Annotated in this window: 15 protein-coding genes and 2 pseudogenes; 11 read left to right on the top strand and 6 right to left on the bottom strand. The window is 73.0% G+C overall.

The window, feature by feature from the left end:
* Positions 1–117: 117 nt before the first annotated feature.
* Both OIB37_RS16835 and purU read left to right on the top strand, forming a co-directional pair.
* On the top strand, positions 118–618 hold the full coding sequence (locus OIB37_RS16835) for an SCO4402 family protein (RefSeq protein ID WP_330458419.1): 501 nt from the start codon (positions 118–120) through the stop codon (positions 616–618).
* A 147-nt stretch (positions 619–765) separates the two neighbouring features.
* Positions 766–1,650: a formyltetrahydrofolate deformylase gene (purU, locus tag OIB37_RS16830; protein ID WP_330458418.1), complete on the top strand. Its 885-nt coding sequence runs from the start codon at positions 766–768 to the stop codon at positions 1,648–1,650.
* Between the two features lie 111 nt (positions 1,651–1,761).
* Here purU and OIB37_RS16825 read toward each other — a convergent pair whose 3' ends face one another.
* Together OIB37_RS16825 and OIB37_RS16820 are read right to left on the bottom strand one after the other, a co-directional pair.
* Positions 1,762–3,111, bottom strand: a complete 1,350-nt coding sequence (locus OIB37_RS16825; protein ID WP_330458417.1) for a zf-HC2 domain-containing protein — start codon at positions 3,109–3,111, stop codon at positions 1,762–1,764.
* Positions 3,108–3,680 carry a sigma-70 family RNA polymerase sigma factor gene (locus tag OIB37_RS16820; RefSeq protein ID WP_330458416.1) on the bottom strand — a complete coding sequence of 191 codons (573 nt, stop codon included), beginning with the start codon at positions 3,678–3,680 and terminating at the stop codon, positions 3,108–3,110. The genes OIB37_RS16825 and OIB37_RS16820 overlap by 4 nt, the downstream gene beginning before the upstream one ends.
* 337 nt (positions 3,681–4,017) lie before the next feature.
* On the opposite strand from OIB37_RS16820, the gene OIB37_RS16815 reads away from it, so the two are divergent.
* From OIB37_RS16815 to OIB37_RS16805, 3 genes and pseudogenes are all read left to right on the top strand, one after another.
* Positions 4,018–4,392 (top strand): STAS domain-containing protein, encoded by a 375-nt coding sequence (locus OIB37_RS16815; RefSeq protein WP_330458415.1) that lies wholly within the window; start codon positions 4,018–4,020, stop codon positions 4,390–4,392.
* Positions 4,393–5,006: 614 nt separating this feature from the next.
* A pseudogene (locus OIB37_RS16810) lies at positions 5,007–5,198 on the top strand (ATP-binding protein); the annotation flags it as partial.
* Between the two features lie 276 nt (positions 5,199–5,474).
* A pseudogene (locus OIB37_RS16805) lies at positions 5,475–5,732 on the top strand (ATP-binding protein); the annotation flags it as partial.
* Positions 5,733–6,122: 390 nt separating this feature from the next.
* Here OIB37_RS16805 and OIB37_RS16800 read toward each other — a convergent pair.
* Positions 6,123–7,193: a GlxA family transcriptional regulator gene (locus OIB37_RS16800; protein WP_330458414.1), complete on the bottom strand. Its 1,071-nt coding sequence runs from the start codon at positions 7,191–7,193 to the stop codon at positions 6,123–6,125.
* A 102-nt stretch (positions 7,194–7,295) separates the two neighbouring features.
* Between OIB37_RS16800 and OIB37_RS16795 the strand changes: the two genes are divergently transcribed.
* Positions 7,296–8,639 (top strand): MFS transporter, encoded by a 1,344-nt coding sequence (locus tag OIB37_RS16795; RefSeq protein ID WP_443058162.1) that lies wholly within the window; start codon positions 7,296–7,298, stop codon positions 8,637–8,639.
* Between the two features lie 73 nt (positions 8,640–8,712).
* Positions 8,713–9,654, top strand: a complete 942-nt coding sequence (locus OIB37_RS16790; protein WP_330458413.1) for a hypothetical protein — start codon at positions 8,713–8,715, stop codon at positions 9,652–9,654.
* Positions 9,655–9,682: 28 nt separating this feature from the next.
* Here OIB37_RS16790 and OIB37_RS16785 read toward each other — a convergent pair whose 3' ends face one another.
* Complete coding sequence (locus OIB37_RS16785; protein ID WP_330458412.1) at positions 9,683–10,879, bottom strand: flavin-containing monooxygenase; 1,197 nt, start codon at positions 10,877–10,879, stop codon at positions 9,683–9,685.
* Between the two features lie 165 nt (positions 10,880–11,044).
* On the opposite strand from OIB37_RS16785, the gene OIB37_RS16780 reads away from it, so the two are divergent.
* Positions 11,045–11,914 carry a GNAT family N-acetyltransferase gene (locus tag OIB37_RS16780; RefSeq protein WP_330458411.1) on the top strand — a complete coding sequence of 290 codons (870 nt, stop codon included), beginning with the start codon at positions 11,045–11,047 and terminating at the stop codon, positions 11,912–11,914.
* Between the two features lie 10 nt (positions 11,915–11,924).
* Here OIB37_RS16780 and OIB37_RS16775 read toward each other — a convergent pair whose 3' ends face one another.
* On the bottom strand, positions 11,925–12,593 hold the full coding sequence (locus tag OIB37_RS16775) for a pyridoxine/pyridoxamine 5'-phosphate oxidase (RefSeq protein WP_330458410.1): 669 nt from the start codon (positions 12,591–12,593) through the stop codon (positions 11,925–11,927).
* Between the two features lie 134 nt (positions 12,594–12,727).
* Positions 12,728–13,363 (bottom strand): TetR family transcriptional regulator, encoded by a 636-nt coding sequence (locus OIB37_RS16770; RefSeq protein WP_330461872.1) that lies wholly within the window; start codon positions 13,361–13,363, stop codon positions 12,728–12,730.
* 158 nt (positions 13,364–13,521) lie between these two features.
* Between OIB37_RS16770 and OIB37_RS16765 the strand changes: the two genes are divergently transcribed.
* The 3 genes from OIB37_RS16765 (at position 13,522) to OIB37_RS16755 (ending at position 17,489) form a co-directional block, all read left to right on the top strand.
* Positions 13,522–14,271, top strand: a complete 750-nt coding sequence (locus tag OIB37_RS16765) for a VOC family protein (RefSeq protein WP_330458409.1) — start codon at positions 13,522–13,524, stop codon at positions 14,269–14,271.
* A gap of 213 nt (positions 14,272–14,484) precedes the next feature.
* Positions 14,485–16,836 carry a serine/threonine-protein kinase gene (locus OIB37_RS16760; protein WP_330458408.1) on the top strand — a complete coding sequence of 784 codons (2,352 nt, stop codon included), beginning with the start codon at positions 14,485–14,487 and terminating at the stop codon, positions 16,834–16,836.
* A gap of 20 nt (positions 16,837–16,856) precedes the next feature.
* Complete coding sequence (locus OIB37_RS16755) at positions 16,857–17,489, top strand: hypothetical protein (protein ID WP_330458407.1); 633 nt, start codon at positions 16,857–16,859, stop codon at positions 17,487–17,489.
* Positions 17,490–17,520: the final 31 nt, after the last annotated feature.

Raw genomic sequence — 17,520 nt, 5'->3', positions numbered from 1 at the left:
GCACACGCACGATTCCCTCACACCGCTAACCCGGGAGTGACCCGTGGGCAACGAAAGGTGACACGCGGGTGAATTACGGGGGCCTGTGAGGCACGCGGGACGAAGAACGTACGATCGATGACCGTGCAAGGTTCGGAGAACTCTTCCCGTCGCGGCCGTCGCTCCTCCACCATGGGCGGCATGCCACTCAACGACATGCCGTGGTGGCGCTGGCGCTGCAATGTGCGCTCCGCGCTGCACATGCTCTCCGACCTGGCGTTCCAGCGGGACGTCTGGCTGGTCGGCGTGGACGGGTACGGCGATGTGACCGACGCCGTGTACCGGCTGGTGGAGGACACCTGGCTGGACAACTGGTCCGCGGAGAAATACGTCGGCACGATCTTCCGGGACTCGCAGGAGGCGGCGCTCGTCGACACCGCCGTGCTGCGGGTGCTGCGGATCATGCACCAGGTCGGTCCCGACGCGCCGGTCGCCGCCTACCTCGAACACCACGCCTGGCCGGAGGCGGTACGCGCGGCCCGGGACGCCCATCTGCGGCTCGCGACCAGCGACGGGGACGACCCGGAGGTGCCGCCGCGCAGCCTCGACGTGCTGCGGATCGTGACCCGGTCCGCCTGACCGAGCCCCGGCCTGCCTGACCGCGCCCCGGTCCGCACGGCCGATCCCCGGCCTGCCTGACCACGGCCGTGGTCCGCCCGACCGCGGCATGGTCCGTCTGGCGGACGCCGCCCCGCCCGGACGGACCGGCGTGAGACTCTGTGGTGCATGAACGAGCAGCCCAGCAGCGCCGCCGTCGCGCCCTCGGACCAGTACGTCCTCACCCTCTCCTGCCCGGACAAGAAGGGCATCGTGCACGCCGTGTCGAGCTACCTGTTCATGACCGGCTGCAACATCGAGGACAGCCAGCAGTTCGGTGACCACGACACGGGTCTGTTCTTCATGCGCGTCCACTTCTCGGCCGAGGCGCCGTCGACGGCGGAGAAGCTGCGGGCGAGTTTCGCGGCGATCGGTGACTCCTTCCAGATGGACTGGCAGATCAACCGGGCCGACGAGAAGATGCGGATCGTGCTGATGGTCAGCAAGTTCGGGCACTGCCTGAACGACCTGCTGTTCCGGGCGCGGACCGGCGTGCTGCCGGTCGAGATCGCGGCCGTGGTCTCCAACCACACCGACTTCGCGGAGCTGGTGGGCTCGTACGGCGTCCCCTTCCACCACATCCCGGTGACGAAGGAGACCAAGGCGCAGGCGGAGGCGCGGCTGCTGGAGATCGTGCGCGAGGAGGACGTCGAGCTGGTGGTCCTCGCCCGGTACATGCAGGTCCTCTCGGACGACCTGTGCAAGCAGCTCAGCGGCCGGATCATCAACATCCACCACTCGTTCCTGCCGAGCTTCAAGGGCGCGAAGCCCTACCACCAGGCGCACGCGCGGGGCGTGAAGCTGATCGGTGCCACCGCTCACTACGTCACCGCCGACCTCGACGAGGGGCCGATCATCGAGCAGGAGATCGAGCGGGTCGGCCACGAGGCCACCCCGGACCAGCTGGTCGCCGTCGGCCGCGACGTGGAGTGCCAGGCGCTGGCGCGGGCCGTGAAGTGGCACGCGGAGCGCAGGATCCTGCTGAACGGGCGGCGGACGGTGGTGTTCGCCTAGTCAGGGTTCCCGCCCCCGGTCCTCGGCCGCCGGCGCGCGGGGGAGCACGCGGGGGAGCGCACGTCGCCTCCCCGTCGCGGCCCGCGCAGCCGCCCCCGCGCGGTCGCCGGCTCACATACGGCTCAGTCCCGCCGCCGCGTACAGCACGTCCCTGATCGCCTCCCGGTCGCCGTCCTGGCCGGCCGCCGCCTCCTCGGGGGACACGTGGCCCGCGGCGAGGCGGCAGAACTCGACGCCGTCCAGGGCCACGTGGGCCACCTCGTGGGTGGCGGAGCCCACCGCGGCCGGGGAGTCCAGGGGGATGAACCACTGGCCGCCCGCAGTGCCCTCGATCTCCAGGCGCAGACTGCGGCCGGGGGAGCCGGCCGGGACCAGGTGCGGGGTCTGTCCGGGCGCGGACAGACCGGCCCGGCGCCGCGCGGCGAGGGCGACGGGGAGCATACGGGCCGCCAGGTCGATCATCTTGTTCAAGTGCCGTGGCGCGGGCGGGCCGTACGGGTAGTCGACCGCCTCCGCGATGTCCTCGGCGTGCACCCAGCACTCGAAGGCGCGGTCCAGCAGCGCGTCGTGCAGCGGCAGCTCGAAGTCGCCGTATGACACCCCGAACCCGCCCGCGCTGCCGCCCGTGAAGGACACCGTGCGGACGAGGTGATGGCTCTGCTCGCGCCAGGGCGCCCGTACCGAACGGGTCGGCGGAAAGTGCGAGGCCCGCCAGAACGCCTCGGTCCGTCCGGCCGGCCCCGGCTCGGCCGCCGGGACGACCTCGGCCAGCGGGTCGCCCAGCCCGAGCGCCACGGCGACCAGCCCGTCCACGGACATCAGGTGAGCGATCACCCCGGCCACGGTCGTACGACGGCTCGCCGGCGCGTCGGCCTCGAACCACCGCAGCCGCACGGGCGCGTGCCACTCGGAGTCCCCGAAGTCCTGGAGCAGCGCGTCCAGCCGCGCCGCCTCCGCGTCGTACGGCGCCGCCCAGTCGGGCACCGGGATGCGCGGCGGACGGCGGTCCAGGCAGCTCTCCAGGACGCGGGTGCGGAGCCCCGGGTCGAGATCGAGGGGCTCGGGCCGGTGCAGCAGGCCGACCGCCTCGCGCAGCCGCCGCGCCTCGTCCGCGCAGGCCCCGCAGCCACCGAGGTGCTCCTCGACGGCAGCCGCCTCCGCCACCGAGCAGGCGGCCAGGGCCCAGGCACCGAGGAGCGACTTCAGGACGTCGTGCGACAGGTCGAGCGGCACGGGTGCGGGGTCCCCTTGGTCGGTGAGGTCGGGCAGCGGCCGTCCGCCGTCCTCGACGGAGGCGCGGGGCGGCGGGATGCGCGGGGGCGCGGCGGGTCCGCCGTCGGCGGAGCCACCGGCGGCCGGACGGCCGTCCCCCGGCTCGTGCCCGTCGCGCCTGTCACGTCCGTCGCGCTCATCACGTCCGTCGCGTCCGTCGTGCGCTCCGAACGGTCCCGCGCCGCTCATGCCGCACCTCCGTATCCCGGCGGGGTGCCGGCGTCGTGGGCGGTGGAGAGCAGCTGCAGGCCGAGGCGCAGCCTGCGGCGGGCCTCGTCCTCGGTGACGCCGAGGTCGGCGGCGGTCTGGCGGTAGTCGCGGCGCTGGACGTAGGCCAGCTCCAGGGCGGCGCGCAGCGGGGCGGGCATCGAGTGGACGATGTAGTCGGCGCGAGCGGCCACGGCGGCGTGGCGCACCTTGCTCTCCAGCTCCTCCGGGGAGCCGCTCTCGCCCCGGGTGAGCGCGGCGGTCTCGTTGTCGCGCAGCCGCTGCACGGCCAGCCGGCGGGTCACCGAGGCGATCCAGTTGCGCAGCGGCCCCTCTTTGGGGTCGTAGGTCTCGGGGTGCTCCCAGAGGTGCGCGAAGACCTCGCGGGTGATGCCGTCGGCGGCCTTCTCCTCGCCGAGGACGCGGTGGGCGAGGCTGTGCACGAGCGAGGCGAAGCGGTCGTAGAGCTCGCCGAGGGCGGCCGCCTCTCCGCGCGCGAGCCGCTGCTGCATCTTGCGGTCCCAGCGGGGCGATACGTCCATCGTCACCATGCGGTCCCTCCCCTCGCCCACGTCCAGCGTGTCCGTGTCGTCCTCTCGAATGTAGTCGGCACGTCTGACAGCGCACGCCCCTTTGTGTCAATGTGCGCCCCGGGAAGCGCCGCAGGTGGTAGTGCCCTCTTCACGCAACCTTCACACAAAGAGTGTCCGACTCTGATCGAACCGGATTGACAGTGACTGAAACAAGTCCCTTGCCGATCGCCGACGGTTTGCTGTTCAGGGTTTCAGGGAACGGCCGCTGGGCAGCCGCGCGGAGAAGACAACAATCGTAGGAACTGATTCCGTTTCCGGGCGGTTCCGGGAGATCCGGCGAGCGGAGGGCAGGGCCGTGGCATTCGAAGTGACCGGCGCCGAACGGGGCGAGTGGGCTGTGCTCCGTGTGGCGGGCGAACTGGACCTGGTGACCTCACCGGTGCTGCGCCAGCGCGTGCACGACGCCGTCGCCGAAGGGCACCACCAACTGGTCCTCGACCTCTCCGAGGTCTTCTTCTGCGACTCCAGCGGGGTCGGCGTCCTCATCGCCGCCCGCCGGCTGATCCGCTCCTGCCAGGGCCGGCTGCGGCTGATCCTGCCCGACCGGGGCGCGGACGACGGCTCGCACGTCAACAGGGTCCTCGGCGCGCTCGGCGTCCGTCGCCTGTTCGACGTGCGCCCCGACGTGGACGCGGCCGTCGCCGACGAGGCGGACTCGCTTTCCGCCTGAGCCCGGCCCGGACGGCGGCGCGGAAATGGTGCGGCCCAGCCCGGACGGCGCGGAAACGGTGCGGCCCGGCCCGGACGGCGGCGCGGAAACGGCGGATCCATGGCCCACGATGTCGCGGATCGTGGCGTAACCGGAATTACGGAGCGTTGATACCGGGTTGTGTCCATCGCGTGACTCGTCACGGCCCGGAGTCGGCTGCCCCCTCCGGTACCTTGTGTGGGATGCGAGTGGCTGCGAGCACGAGCCGTGCCGGTGGTGCCCTTGGGGCGTCCCCGTGTCACGCGGTGCGCGCCGCTGTTCCTGGGGCGGCGAGGGCCTCTGGCCCCGCTCGTTCGACTCCCCGGCAGGCGCGTCGCACAGTATGCCGCACGCGTACTCCTTCGCGCTGGAATATGCCCGAAGCGCTTGTTGGGGTGACTGTACGTCAACCATGCTGTCTCGCAAGGGAATCACGTTCCGTGACCCTTGCTCTGGCCGTTGTTCTGGCCATGCAGAAAATGGCTACGATCGTGGCCCTGGTCGCGCTGCTCGTCGCGGTTCGCGCCGCGGTGTCCAGGTGGCGTGGGGTCATGTGTCCGCCGGTTCGGATGGTGTGAGCGGTGCAGGTGCTTCAAGTGCAGCTGGAGATCCGGCCCGACCCCACGGAGGTGGGGCGGGCGAGGAAGTGGGCCCGCTCGCGGCTCGCCGGACTCGGCATAGCGGCCGACGAGCCGCTCGCCGAGACCCTGATCCTGCTCGTCTCCGAGCTGGTGACCAACGCGGTGGTGCACACCGGTCGCCCGGCCGTGCTCCGGCTCTCGCTGCCGAGCGGACTGCCGGGCGGACTGCCGGGCGGACTCCCGGACGGACTGCCGGGTGGAGAGGCCGAGTCGGACACCGCGGCACCGGCCCCCACGGGCGCGGAGGCGACCGGACCCGCCGCGGAAGCGGCCCCCTCGGGCACGCGGGGCATGCGCGGGGCACCGGGAGCGCCGAGCGCCTCGGGCACGTCAGGTACGGCGAGCGCCTCGGGCACGCCAAGCACGCCAGGCACGTCGAGAGCCCCTGGAGTGCCGGTCGCACCGGACGCGCACGCGGCCGTGCCGGCCACCGTGCGTCTCGAAGTGGCCGACACCAGCTCCCGCGCACCCGTCCCGCGCTGTGCCGGCGGTGACGCCACCGGCGGCCGGGGTCTCGCCCTCGTCGACTGCCTCGCCGACCGCTGGGGCTGGAGCCCCGAAGGGGCCGGCAAGAGCATCTGGTGCGAACTGGACCGGTGTTCACGGACCGAGGAGGGCGCGGAGGCGGCGTACGGGGGCGGACTGGCCGCGTACGAGGACCTCGCCTTCGAAACGGTGTAGACCCTGGCGCCGTGATGCGCCGGGGGTGCACCCGTGCGCGGTCGGTGTGACGAGGCCGTTCGTCATGAACCGCCGCACCGGTGTTGACGTCGTGTGCGTGGTTGAACACGCTGGTGTGCGGCGATTCGCCGCGAGGGGACGGCGAGGACTCGGGGGACGGTGGTCCTCGTCGAGTGTGGGTCGCACCGGTTGGCGGCGTCAGGCGGACGCAGGGGGGTGCGCCGCCAACCGGCAGTCACACGGCCGGAGTCGGCGCCGGCTTCGGCGATGGGACCGGATCCGGGCGCTGCCGCACGGGTCACACCTCTCCACAGGCTGTGGACAGCCGGAGGCCCGGACACAAGAACCCCCGAACCCCCGAACCCCGGGACTCCCGCAGAGCCGTCGCCCTCAGTCGCTGTCCCGCGCTCCGCTGTCGTACCGTACGCCCGCCCCGTCGGTCCTGCCCGACCCGCCTGCCCCGCCCGCCCTGTCGGCTGCCGACCGGAACGTCCGCCGGTACGCCGTCGGTGTCACCCCCAGCGCCTGTTGCAGGTGCTGGCGCATCGACTGGGCCGTGCCGAAGCCGGAGTCACGGGCCACCTGGTCGACGGACAGGTCGGTGGACTCCAGCAGGTGCCGGGCGTGTTCGACGCGTTGTCCGGTGAGCCACTGGCCCGGGCTGACGCCGGTCTCCTCGCGGAAGCGGCGGGTGAAGGTGCGCACCGACATGGCCTCCTGTTCGGCCATGTCCCGCAGTTGGATGGGCTCGTGCAGCCGGCCGAGCGCCCACGCGCGGGCGGCGGTGGTCGTGGTCAACTGCGGGTCGGGAACCGGGCGTCGGATGTACTGGGCCTGGCCGCCGTCGCGGTGCGGCGGGACGACCGTGCGGCGGGCGGTGTCGTTGGCGACCGCCGTGCCGTGGTCGCGGCGCACCATGTGCAGGCACAGGTCGATCCCGGCGGCCACCCCGGCCGAGGTCAGCACGTCGCCGTCGTCGATGAACAGCACGTCCGCGTCCACCCTGACCTTCGGGAACATCCGCTGGAAACGCTCGGCGTCCGCCCAGTGCGTGGTCGCCGGGCGTCCTTCGAGGAGGCCGGCGGCGGCGAGGACGTACACGCCGGTGCAGATGGAGGCGAGACGGGTGCCGGGGCGGATGCGGGCGAGGGCGTCGGACAGCTCGCCGGTGAGCCTGCCCTCCTCGTAGACCGGGCCGAGTTCGTACGACGCCGGGACGATCACCGTGTCGGCCGTGGCCAGGGCCTCCGGGCCGTGCGGGATGTGCAGGGTGAAGTCGGCGTCGGTCTCGACGGGCCCCGGCGGGCGGACCGAGCAGGTCACCACCTCGTACAGCAGCCGGCCCTCGGTGTCCCTGGGGCGGCCGAAGATCCGGTGGGGTATGCCCAGTTCGAAGGGGAGCAGGCCGTCCAGGGCCAGGACGACGACGCGGTGCGGGCGGAACTCCTCGCGGACGCTCACGGATCGGCACTCCTCACCGGCGCTGACGTGTGGCCCGATCCTAGCGAATGCTGTCTTCCGGGCCACTCGAAGCGGGCGAACCGGGACCCGATCCTGGATGACGTGACTCAGACAACCGACGCCACCACCCCCACCCCCGGCCCTCCCCCCGGTCCCACCCCCGGCCCCGTACGGACCCCGGCCGACCGGCGCCGCCGGGTGCACCGTGCGTGGTTCGTCGCCGCGGTCACCTTCGTCACGATCATCGGCGCGGCGGCCTTCCGTTCCCTGCCCGGCCTGCTGATCGACCCGCTGCACCAGGACTTCGGCTGGTCGCGCGGCACGATCGGCGCGGCCGTCTCCGTCAACCTCGCCCTGTACGGGATCACCGCCCCCTTCGCGGCCGCGCTGATGGACCGTTTCGGCATCCGCCGCGTCGTCGCCGTCGCGCTGACCGCGATAGCGCTCGGCTCCGGCCTGACCGTGTGGATGACGGCACCCTGGCAACTCATGCTGTGCTGGGGCGTGGTGGTCGGTCTGGGCGCCGGGGCCATGGCGCTCGCGTTCGCCGCGACGGTCACCAACCGCTGGTTCACCGAGCGGCGCGGCCTGGTCAGCGGCATCCTGACCGCGGCCTCCGCCTCCGGCCAGCTCATCTTCCTGCCGCTGCTGTCCTGGATGATCGAGAACCACGGCTGGCGCCCGGCCGCCGTCACGGTCGCCCTGGCCGCCCTCGCCGTCGTCCCCTTCGTGTGGCTCCTGCTGCGCGACCACCCGGCCGACGTGGGCCTGACGCCTTACGGCGCGCGGGAGTTCGTGCCCAAGCCGCCGCCGGTCACCGGAGCCGCCCGCCGCACGCTGAGCGTGCTCGGCTCCGCGGTGCGCACGGGCCCCTTCTGGCTGCTGGCCGGCACCTTCGCGATCTGCGGGGCCTCCACCAACGGCCTGATCCAGACCCACTTCGTGCCCGCCGCCCACGACCACGGTCTGCCCGTCACGGCGGCCGCCTCGCTGCTCGCGGTCATCGGCGTGTTCGACGTCGTCGGCACGATCGCCTCCGGCTGGTTCACCGACCGCTTCGAGCCGCGCCGCCTGCTCGCCGTCTACTACGCCCTGCGCGGCGTCTCACTGCTCTTCCTGCCGATGCTGCTCGGCCCGTCGATCCACCCGCCGATGCTGTTCTTCATCGTCTTCTACGGCCTCGACTGGGTGGCCACCGTCCCGCCGACCCTCGCGCTGTGCCGGGAGCAGTACGGCGAGGACAGCGCCATCGTCTTCGGCTGGGTCCTCGCCTCCCACCAGATAGGCGCGGCCCTCGTCGCCTACCTCGGCGGTGTGGCCCGCGACGTCTTCGGCACCTACGACATGGTCTGGTACGCCTCCGGCGCCCTGTGCGCGGCGGCGGCCCTGATGGCGCTGGTGATCCGGCGGACACCGCGCGGGGCTCCGCTGCCCGTGGCGCTCTGAGCCCGGCGGGACTTCGCGGATACGGCCCAGGGGGCGCCGGGACCGGCGTACCGGCCCTGCGTACGCTGACCGCATGGGGTGGGGCAAGACTCGGGAAACACTTCGGCGCGCGGGTCTGACCTGGACCGGCGACGACCTGCACGCGGCGGGGTCCCTCGGGGCCGCGCAGCTGCCGGCGGCCGGGCTGCTGTGGTGGGTGGCCACCAGCGTCACCGAGGACGACTACGGGGCGGGCGTGGGGGGTGTCATCGGCGCGTTCTGCGTCCTGCTGTTCGCGCCGCTGGTGCTGCCGGCGCTGGGCATGCTGACGGCGTTCACGCTGACGCTGCCCTCGGTGGTGCTCGCCCGGACCGCCGGGCGGCGCCTGGGTGGTCCGGTGTGGGCCTGGAGCCTGCCCGCCCCGGTCGTCCCGGCCGTCTTCTGGGGCGGCCTGACCGCCCTGCTCCTGCGGTGGCCGTTCACCACGACGGCCTCCGTCCTGGCGGCCCTCGGCGTCCTGCCCACCCTCTGGACCGGGTACGCGCGCCGGCGCCGCTGGCAGTTCCCGGGGCTGTGGGGGCGCGCGTCGATCGGCGTGGTCGTCCTCTTCGTCCTGGCATTCGGCGGCGGTGTCCTCGCCACCGAGACAGGCCTGATCAGGGAGTACGAGCCCCCGAAGCTGACCCCCGCCCAGCTGGCCGGGGCCTGGCACGGGCCGGGCGGGGCGCTGCTGCGGCTCGATCCCGGCGGACACGCCGAGGCCGTCAGGCTGCCCACCGAGCCCCCGTCCGACGACGACCCCTTCGACGACGAATTCTTCGAGCACGACTACGTCAGGTGCGCGGGGACCGGGACCTGGAAACCCGACGACGACGCGGACGACACCGGGCGCGACGGCGTTCTGTTCAAGCTCGCCGGCGACTGCGGCGAGGACACCCACTGGTCGGTCACCGGCAGCGAGGACGCACCCGAACTGTTCGTCCTCTTCGGCGACCCGGACTCGGGTCCCCTGGTGATCCTCGAACGGGGCGCCTGACCTGCCGCGCCCGCGACTGTCCGTACGGCTACGCGAGTCGCCTGGCGACAGCCCGTGCGATCTTCTCCGCGTCGAGCGCCAGTTCCCGGAACATGCCGCTGATGGGGTTGGTGAACCCGGTGAAGTACAGGCCGGGGGCGTCGGCGGGCGTGCGCGCGCCGTGCACCACGGGCCGGCCCCGCTCGTCCAGCACCCCGAGATGCCCGACCAGCTCCTCCAGAGCCCGGGTGTACCCGGTCGCCGCGATCACGGTGTCCGGTGTGATCCGGCTGCCGTCGGCGAGGAGCACCTTGTCGTCCTCGAACCCCTCGACGGCGGCCACGATCTCCACCTTCCCGGCCTGTACGGCGTCGATGAGGCCGACGTCCTGGACGGGGATGGCACCCTGTCTGACCCTGCTGTAGAGGCCGGTCTCCGGGCGCGGCAGCCCGTGGGCGGACAGGTCCGGGGTGCTGACCCTCGCCATCGGCCGGGCGAGCCGGTCGACGAGCCGCACCGGCAGTCTTCGTACGGTGATGCCCGTGTACTGGGCGGCCCAGCCGGCGGTCGAGCGGCGCACGATGTGCGGGGCGGTGCGCACGGCCAGCCGTACCCGCGCGGCGCCGCCCTCCAGCAGGTCCACGGCGATCTCGGCGCCGGTGTTGCCGACCCCGACGACGAGCACGTCCCGGTCCGCGTAGGGCTTGGCGTTGCGGTACTGGCCGGCGTGCAGCAACTCCCCGGCGTACCCGTCCCGGCCCGGCCACTCGGGCAGGCGCGGGGTGTGGTTGAAGCCGGTCGCGACGACCACCGCGCTGCCGGTCAGCTCGCGCCCGCCGGAGGCGTGCAGCAGCCAGCCGTCGCCGGACCCCTCGCCCGCCGCCCGCTCTACGCGGAACACCTCCACGCCGGTGACGATCTCCAGCTTGTGGTGTTCGGCGTACTTCTCCAGGTAGCGCACCACGTTGTCGCGGGACACCCAGCGGCCGAACCTACGGGGCATCGCGAGGCCGGGCAGCGCCGACAGCCGACGGGTGGTGTGCAGGTGGAGCCGGTCGTAGTGGCGCCGCCAGGAGGCGCCGACGCGGTCCGACTTCTCCAGGACCACCGCCCGGATGCCCCGAGCCCGCAGCGCGTACGCGGCGGCCAGTCCGCCGGGGCCGGCGCCGATGACGTAGACGGGGCGGTCGGCGGGGGTCGCGGACAGATGCGCGGAGGGCGTGGAGGAGGGACGGGAGTCGGCCATAGCGCGAGCGTAATCACGCACCCGGTTGATGGGTCTCGGTCAAGACCGGGTTCGGTTGCGAATTGATCACGGCTGTGGGGGAGTTGGGGGTCACGTCGGCCACGGGTGAAGGTCCGGACGAAAAGGTGTCGACCGGACCGGGGCGGTCGCGCGCATGATGGCGGCATGCATCCGGGTGCCTGGCAACTGACGGAAGATCTCGACGAGTTCCTGGCCGAGGCGGGCGCCTTCCTGAGGTCGCGGCCCGCCCCGCACACCCTGCAGCTGACGGTCGCGGACGCGCTGCGCAGGCGCGGGCCACGGGTGTTCGGCGAGGAGACCCCCTTCTTCGGGATGCTGAGGGGCCCGGACGGGAGCATCCGGGCGACGCTCCTGCGCACCCCGCCCCACCCGCTGCACCTCACCCCGCTCGACGAGGACGCGGCCGACGCGCTCGCGGCCCGGCTGGCGGACCTCGGGCACGTGCTGACCGGCGTCTGCGGCGAACACGCGGCGACGGCCGCCTTCGCCGGAGCCTGGCAGCGGCGCACCGGAGCGGCGGCCGAGATCCGCCATCGGCAACGGCTGTACCGGCTGGACGGGTTGACGGTGCCGCAGCCGCTGCCCGAGGGCCGGGCGCGCGTCGCCGGGGCGGCGGACCGGGACCTGCTGGCGCGCTGGTACGGCGAGTTCGCGGACGCGACCGGGCAGCATGCCACCCAGGACCCGGGGGCGTGGGTCGACGCCCGTCTCTCCTACGGCGGCCTCACCCTGTGGGAGACCCCCGCGGGCGCACCCGTCGCCATGGCCGGGGCGACCCAGGAGACGGCCGGCCAGGTCCGGGTGGCCCCGGTCTACACCCCGGCGCACCTGAGAGGGCGCGGCTACGCGGGCGCCGTGACCGCCGAGGTGAGCCGGGTCGCCCGGGCGGCCGGGGCGGAGGTGCTCCTGTTCACCGACCTCGCGAACCCGACGAGCAACGGCCTCTACCAGCGCATCGGTTACCGGGGTGTGGCGGACTTCGCGGTGTGGGAGTTCGCGGACCGAGGCCGCTGAACCGTGGCCGTCACGGCCACAGCAGCCCCTTGCTCCAGCCGAACTCCGAGCGCCGGTACTCCAGCCGTACGTGCCGGCGCTCGGGGTCCCCCTGGAAGAACTCCACCGTCTGCGGGCGCAGCCGGTACAGCGTCCAGGTCTCGGACGGCTCGGCCGGGCTCTGCCGGGCCCGCTCCCAGGCGGCCTCCGACGCCCGGCGCATTTCCTCCAGCGAGGACAGCTCCGCGCTCTGCCGGCCGGTGAGCGCCGCCGCTAGGGCGCCTGTCGAGCGTGCGTGCAGGTCGGCCTGGCTCTCCTCGGCCGGAGCGGAGGTCACCGGGCCGCGCACCCGCACCTGGCGGCCCAGGACCGGCCAGTAGAAGGCGAGGGCGGCGTACGGGCGGGCGCTCAGGTCGCGGCCCTTGCGGCTCGTGGCATGGGTGGCGAAGGACCAGCCGTCCGCGTCGGCGCCGTGCAGCATCACGACGCGCACGTCGGGGCGCCCCTCCTCGTCCGCCGTCGCCAGCGACATCGTGTGCGGCTCCGGCTGGCCCGCCCCGACGGCCTCCGCGAACCAGCTCGTGAACAGCGGCAGCGGGGTCGGGGGCGCCTTTTCCGGGTCGAAGGGCCGCAGCTCGGTCACCCCGGGCGCCCACACCCGCAGGGACCGCAGCATGTCGTGGAGATCCTGTTGTGCCATGGGCCGAGTATTCCCCCGTGTTCCCCTGCGGCGAGGCGGCGGGCCGTGCGTCCTGCAGACGGAGACAGGCGGTGGCCCACCCGGGTGGGCCACCGCCTGCCAGACAGGACTCGGAAGCGGGAGAGGGATGCGTGTTACTTGGCCGGCTTCTTGCCCGTCACGCCCAGGTACATCAACAGCGCCAGGTTCGGCCTGAGTTCGGCCTGCTTGACGCCCCAGGAGGTGAAGCCCTTCTGGTGCGCGGCGACCGCGGCGAGCATGGCGACCAGCGAACCGGCGATCGCCGCCGGGTTCACGTCCTTGTCGATCCGCCCCTTGGACTGCAGTTCCTTGATGGACTCCGTGAGGGAGGTGTTCACCGAGTTCAGGATCTTCATACGGATCTTGTAGAACCGTTTATCCCCTTCGGCGGCACCGAGGTCGACCACGCGCAGGAGCGCGTCGTTCTTCCGCCAGAACTCGAGGAAGCCGTCCACGAGTTCCTGTGCGGTCTGCCATCCCGCCTTGCCCGTCCAGCTGCGCCCCTCGACCAGTTCGGTCAATCCGGCGCCCTCGGCGGCCATTTCCTCGGCGATCTCCAGGACGGCACCCTCGACGTCCGGGAAGTACTGGTAGAAGGTCGCGGGCGAAGTGCCCGCCTTCCGGGCGACATCGATGACCTTGACGTCCCGGTAAGGGGAGGAGCTGAGCATCTCGCTGAGGCAGTCGAGCAGCTTCTGCCGGGTCGCCTGCCCACGTCGACCGGCCACGCGGCCGTCGACGGTACGCACTTGTCCTGTCATGCCGTCAGCTTACCGACGGGTGATCTGAGCGCGATTCGGCCGACTGCAAATGGGGTGCGAGCGTGCACTGAGGGTGATGTGGCCCGGTCCGCGGGGGTGAGGCGGCCCGCTCTGCGGGGTGCGCGCGACCCGGTTACTTTGACGACATGGCCGAAAACAGGGCATCGGAGTCAGCCCAGTCGCCGCAGTCGCCGGAGTACGGCGAGGGCGTCCCGTGCTGGGTGGACGCCCAGCTCTCCGACGTCGAGGCGGGCAAGCGTTTCTACGGTGAGCTCTTCGGGTGGACCTTCGAGGAGGCGGGCGACGGCTCCGTGTGGGCCCTGCTGGACGGCGCCCCCGTCGCCGCCCTCGCGCCCAAGTCGGACGGCCGTATGCCCACCGTCTGGACGGTGTACTTCGCGACCCCGGACGCCGAGGCCCTGAGCCGGCGGATCGTCGCGGCCGGCGGACAACTGGTCACGCCCCCGTTCCCGGTGGAGGACCTGGGCACCACGGCGCTCGCCGCCGACCCCGAGGGGGCGGTGTTCGGCCTGTGGCAGCCGGGCAGCCACCCGGGTTTCGGGCTGCGGCACGCGGCGGACACGTTCGTCTGGGCCGAGCTGTACGCCCGCGACACCGCCGGCGCGAACGCCTTCTACGGCACCCTCTTCCACGACGCCCTGTTCGGCCCCGGAGCCGACCCCGACTTCGGCCGCGCCGAGGTCACCGACGTCTTCCCGGCAGAGATGCCCCCGCACTTCCTCGCCCACTTCCGGGTCGCGGACCTGGACGGTGCCCTCGGGGCCGTCCAGCGGCTCGGCGGGCGCCTCCAGGCGACGCCCTTCGAGGCGTCGTACGGACGCGTGGCCGTCGTCACCGACAATCAGGGAGCGTCGTTCGCACTGCTGGAGCGGTGATGCGCGTCACCGCTTCGGCGGTACGTGTCGGCCGAGGCGGTGAAATGACCGTATGAGGCACGAGACATCCCGATTCGCCGCCGGGTTCGCAACCGGCCGCCCGGCCAGGAAGAATCGGGGTGCGTGCCGCCATGGCGGTGCGGTGGTGAGACGCTGCACTTCGGTCGCGTACATATGTGGGTGGCGCGGCTCGTACGGGGAGGTGGCAGGCAAGTGGTGGATCAGCTGACGCAGCACGATCCGCGGCGGATCGGGCCGTTCGAGGTGCTGGGCCGGCTGGGGGCCGGCGGCATGGGGCTGGTCTATCTCGCGCGTTCGGCGTCCGGCCGGCGCGTCGCGATCAAGACCGTCCGCACCGAGCTGGCCGAGGATCAGCTCTTCCGGGTCCGCTTCACCCGTGAGGTGGAGGCGGCCCGCGCGGTCTCCGGCTTCTACACGGCGGCCGTGGTCGACGCCGACCCGCGTGCCGCCGTGCCGTGGCTGGCCACCGCCTACGTCCCCGCGCCCTCCCTCGAGGAGATAGTGAACGAGTGCGGGCCGCTTCCGGCCCAGGCCGTGCGCTGGCTCGCGGCGGGCGTGGCCGAGGCCCTGCAGTCCATCCACGGCGCCGGCCTGGTCCACCGCGACCTGAAGCCCTCCAACGTGCTCGTGGTCGAGGACGGCCCGCGGGTCATCGACTTCGGCATCGCCTCCGGCGTTTCGAACACCCGTCTGACGATGACGAACGTCGCCGTCGGCACGCCGGCCTACATGTCACCCGAACAGGCCAAGGACTCCCGCAGCGTCACCGGCGCCAGCGACGTCTTCTCGCTCGGCTCCACCCTGGTCTTCGCCGCCACCGGCCACCCGCCCTTCCACGGCGCCAACCCGGTCGAGACGGTGTTCATGCTGCTGCGCGAGGGCCCGGACGTCACCGGCCTGCCGGACGAGCTGCGCCCGCTCATCGAGGCCTGCATGCAGATGGAGGCCCCCGGCCGCCCGTCCCCGGCCGACCTCCAGGCCCAGCTCGCCCCGCACCTGTTCGGCTCCGGCTCCGACGACAGCGGCACGGCCTCCGCCTGGCTGCCCGAGAAGGCCGTCGCCCTCATCGAGGCCCGCCGCGGCGGCCGTCCGCCCGCCAAGCCCGCCCCCACCACGCCCGGTCCCCGCAGCGCCGGCCGGGCGGCCGTACCGCCGCCGCCGTCGTACGACCCCGTCGTCCCGGCCCCCGCGCCCGTCGGCGCGCCCGACACCGGCCCGGTCCGGCTGGCCGGCGCCCAGGTGCCCATCGGCCCGGGGCCGCGCGTCGCCGACGCCCGCGCCGCCGCCGTCAAGGCGCCCCCGCCGGAGGCCGGTCTGGTCGCCGGCTGGTCCCGCCCGCGCCCCGGCGTCAACGGCACGGATCCTGCCGTAGGCCCTGCCGTACCCCCCGTCCCGGCCGTGCCGCCGGAGGCCGCCGGCTGGCGCCCGTGGCGCTTCCGCATGTCCAACGACGTCTGGGGCACCCCCGCGGTCGCCGGCGACCTGGTCTACGTCACCTCCTTCGAGGTGCACGCCCTGGACGTGGCCACCGGCCGGCGCCGCTTCAAGACGCGCGACGTGGCCTGGTCCATGGCGGTGGCGGACGGCCGTATCCTCGCCTCCGACGGCCCCACGCTGTTCGCCCTGGACGCCCGCGAGGGCACCGACCTGTGGCGGCTGTCCACCGACGCCTGGGTGTACTCCCTGAAGGCCGACCACGGCACCGTCGTCACCGGCACCCGCGGCGGCGGCGTCCAGGCCTGGGAGGCGGCGGCCGGGCAGAAGCTGTGGGAGATCAGCGGCTGCCAGACCGACTTCGAGTCCCCCGAGGCCGGCCCCGCCGTCCACGACGGCACCGTCTACGTCTGGCAGGACGCCCGGCTGCGCGCCCTGGAGGCCCGCACCGGCGAGGAACGCTGGTCGTACCCCATCGGCGACGCGGCCTCCTGCGGCGGTGTCCCCGTCCGCATCACGCCCGCCCCCGACGGCCACGTCTACGTCTGCGCCGGCTCCCGCGTCCTCGCCATCGACGTGGCGAGCGGCATGGTCCGCTGGCACTTCGAGGCTCCCGCGGTCTTCCTCTGCCCGCCCACCTACGCACCCGGTCCGGCCGTCACCGGTGGCGGCGTCTACCTGGCCGACTACCTCGGCACGGTCTACGCCCTCGACGCCGCCGACGGCCGCGACCGCTGGCGCATCGCCACCGAGTCCCGCGCCTCCATCGAACCGGTCCTGGTCGCGGCCGGGCACGTCCACGTCGGCAGCGGCAAGGGTCTCTACACCCTCGACGCGGTCACCGGTACGCCCAAGTGGCGCTTCCAGGCGGGCGGCGACGTCGTGGGCGCCCCCTCGGTCGCCGAGGGCCGTATCCACTTCGGCTCCACCGACCATCTGCTGTACACGCTGAAGGCCGACGACGGCAGGCTGCGCTGGAAGCTCGCCACCGGCGGCGAGATCACCGGGTCCCCGGTCGTCAAGGACGGCGTGGTGTACGCGTGCAGCAAGGACCGGTGCGTGTACGCGCTGGACGCGGAGAAGGGAACGGGAACAGCCCGCACGACCTGAGGAGCCCCTAGGCTGAACGTATGAATTCACGGGGGCGCGGACTCAGGTTCACGGCGGTACTGGCACTGGTCGTTCTCGCACTGACGGGCTTCTCCCGCGGCGGCCACAGCAGGCACGGGGGCGGCGGCGGGGGAGGGTGCAGCAGCTCGCACCAGGACCACGACGGTTCGTCTTCTTCTTATTCGTCGTCGGGTGGCGGCGGGTACAGCGGTGGCTCGTCGTACGGCGACTCGGACGACGACTCGTACGACGGCTCGGACGACGGCTCGGACGGCACCTACGCAAGTAGCGGCAGCGGCAGCGGTGGTGGCGGATACCGCACCCACCGCCCCACGTACCGGTCGACGCCCACGGCTTCGAGCAGTGGCGGACGCGGCGCGCTTCAGGACGGGACGGCGAAGCTGATCAGCTGCGCGGCCGAGCAGAGGCCGTACGCGACGGTCGAGGTGACCAACCCGAACGACCGCGAGGCGGACTTCCGGGCCCAGGTCACCTTCTACGACGCCGCGGGCATCGAACTCCTCACGGACTCCTCGCCGACGGTGTCCGTACCGGCGAAGGGGAAGGCGAGGGTCCGGGTGGCCGTGGGCGCACACGTCCTGACCTCGGTCGACCACTGCGAGGCGGAGCCGGAGGCGGAGGTGACTCCGTAGCGGCCGTGAGCCGGCCCGCTCGATCGACCTG

It is taken from the genome of Streptomyces sp. NBC_00820, assembly GCF_036347055.1.
Taxonomy (GTDB): domain Bacteria; phylum Actinomycetota; class Actinomycetes; order Streptomycetales; family Streptomycetaceae; genus Streptomyces.
This window is presented reverse-complemented; position numbering and strand designations above follow the sequence as displayed.

Excerpts from the sequence above, each read along its gene's own strand:
- OIB37_RS16755 (WP_330458407.1), top strand. The coding sequence starts at position 16,857 with ATGAATTCACGGGGGCGCGGACTCAGGTTCACGGCGGTACTGGCACTG.
- OIB37_RS16835 (WP_330458419.1), top strand. The coding sequence starts at position 118 with ATGACCGTGCAAGGTTCGGAGAACTCTTCCCGTCGCGGCCGTCGCTCC.
- OIB37_RS16785 (WP_330458412.1), bottom strand. The coding sequence starts at position 10,879 with ATGGCCGACTCCCGTCCCTCCTCCACGCCCTCCGCGCATCTGTCCGCG.
- OIB37_RS16790 (WP_330458413.1), top strand. The coding sequence starts at position 8,713 with ATGGGGTGGGGCAAGACTCGGGAAACACTTCGGCGCGCGGGTCTGACC.
- OIB37_RS16820 (WP_330458416.1), bottom strand. The coding sequence starts at position 3,680 with ATGGTGACGATGGACGTATCGCCCCGCTGGGACCGCAAGATGCAGCAG.
- OIB37_RS16765 (WP_330458409.1), top strand. The coding sequence starts at position 13,522 with ATGGCCGAAAACAGGGCATCGGAGTCAGCCCAGTCGCCGCAGTCGCCG.
- purU (WP_330458418.1), top strand. The coding sequence starts at position 766 with ATGAACGAGCAGCCCAGCAGCGCCGCCGTCGCGCCCTCGGACCAGTAC.
- OIB37_RS16775 (WP_330458410.1), bottom strand. The coding sequence starts at position 12,593 with ATGGCACAACAGGATCTCCACGACATGCTGCGGTCCCTGCGGGTGTGG.
- OIB37_RS16825 (WP_330458417.1), bottom strand. The coding sequence starts at position 3,111 with ATGAGCGGCGCGGGACCGTTCGGAGCGCACGACGGACGCGACGGACGT.
- OIB37_RS16780 (WP_330458411.1), top strand. The coding sequence starts at position 11,045 with ATGCATCCGGGTGCCTGGCAACTGACGGAAGATCTCGACGAGTTCCTG.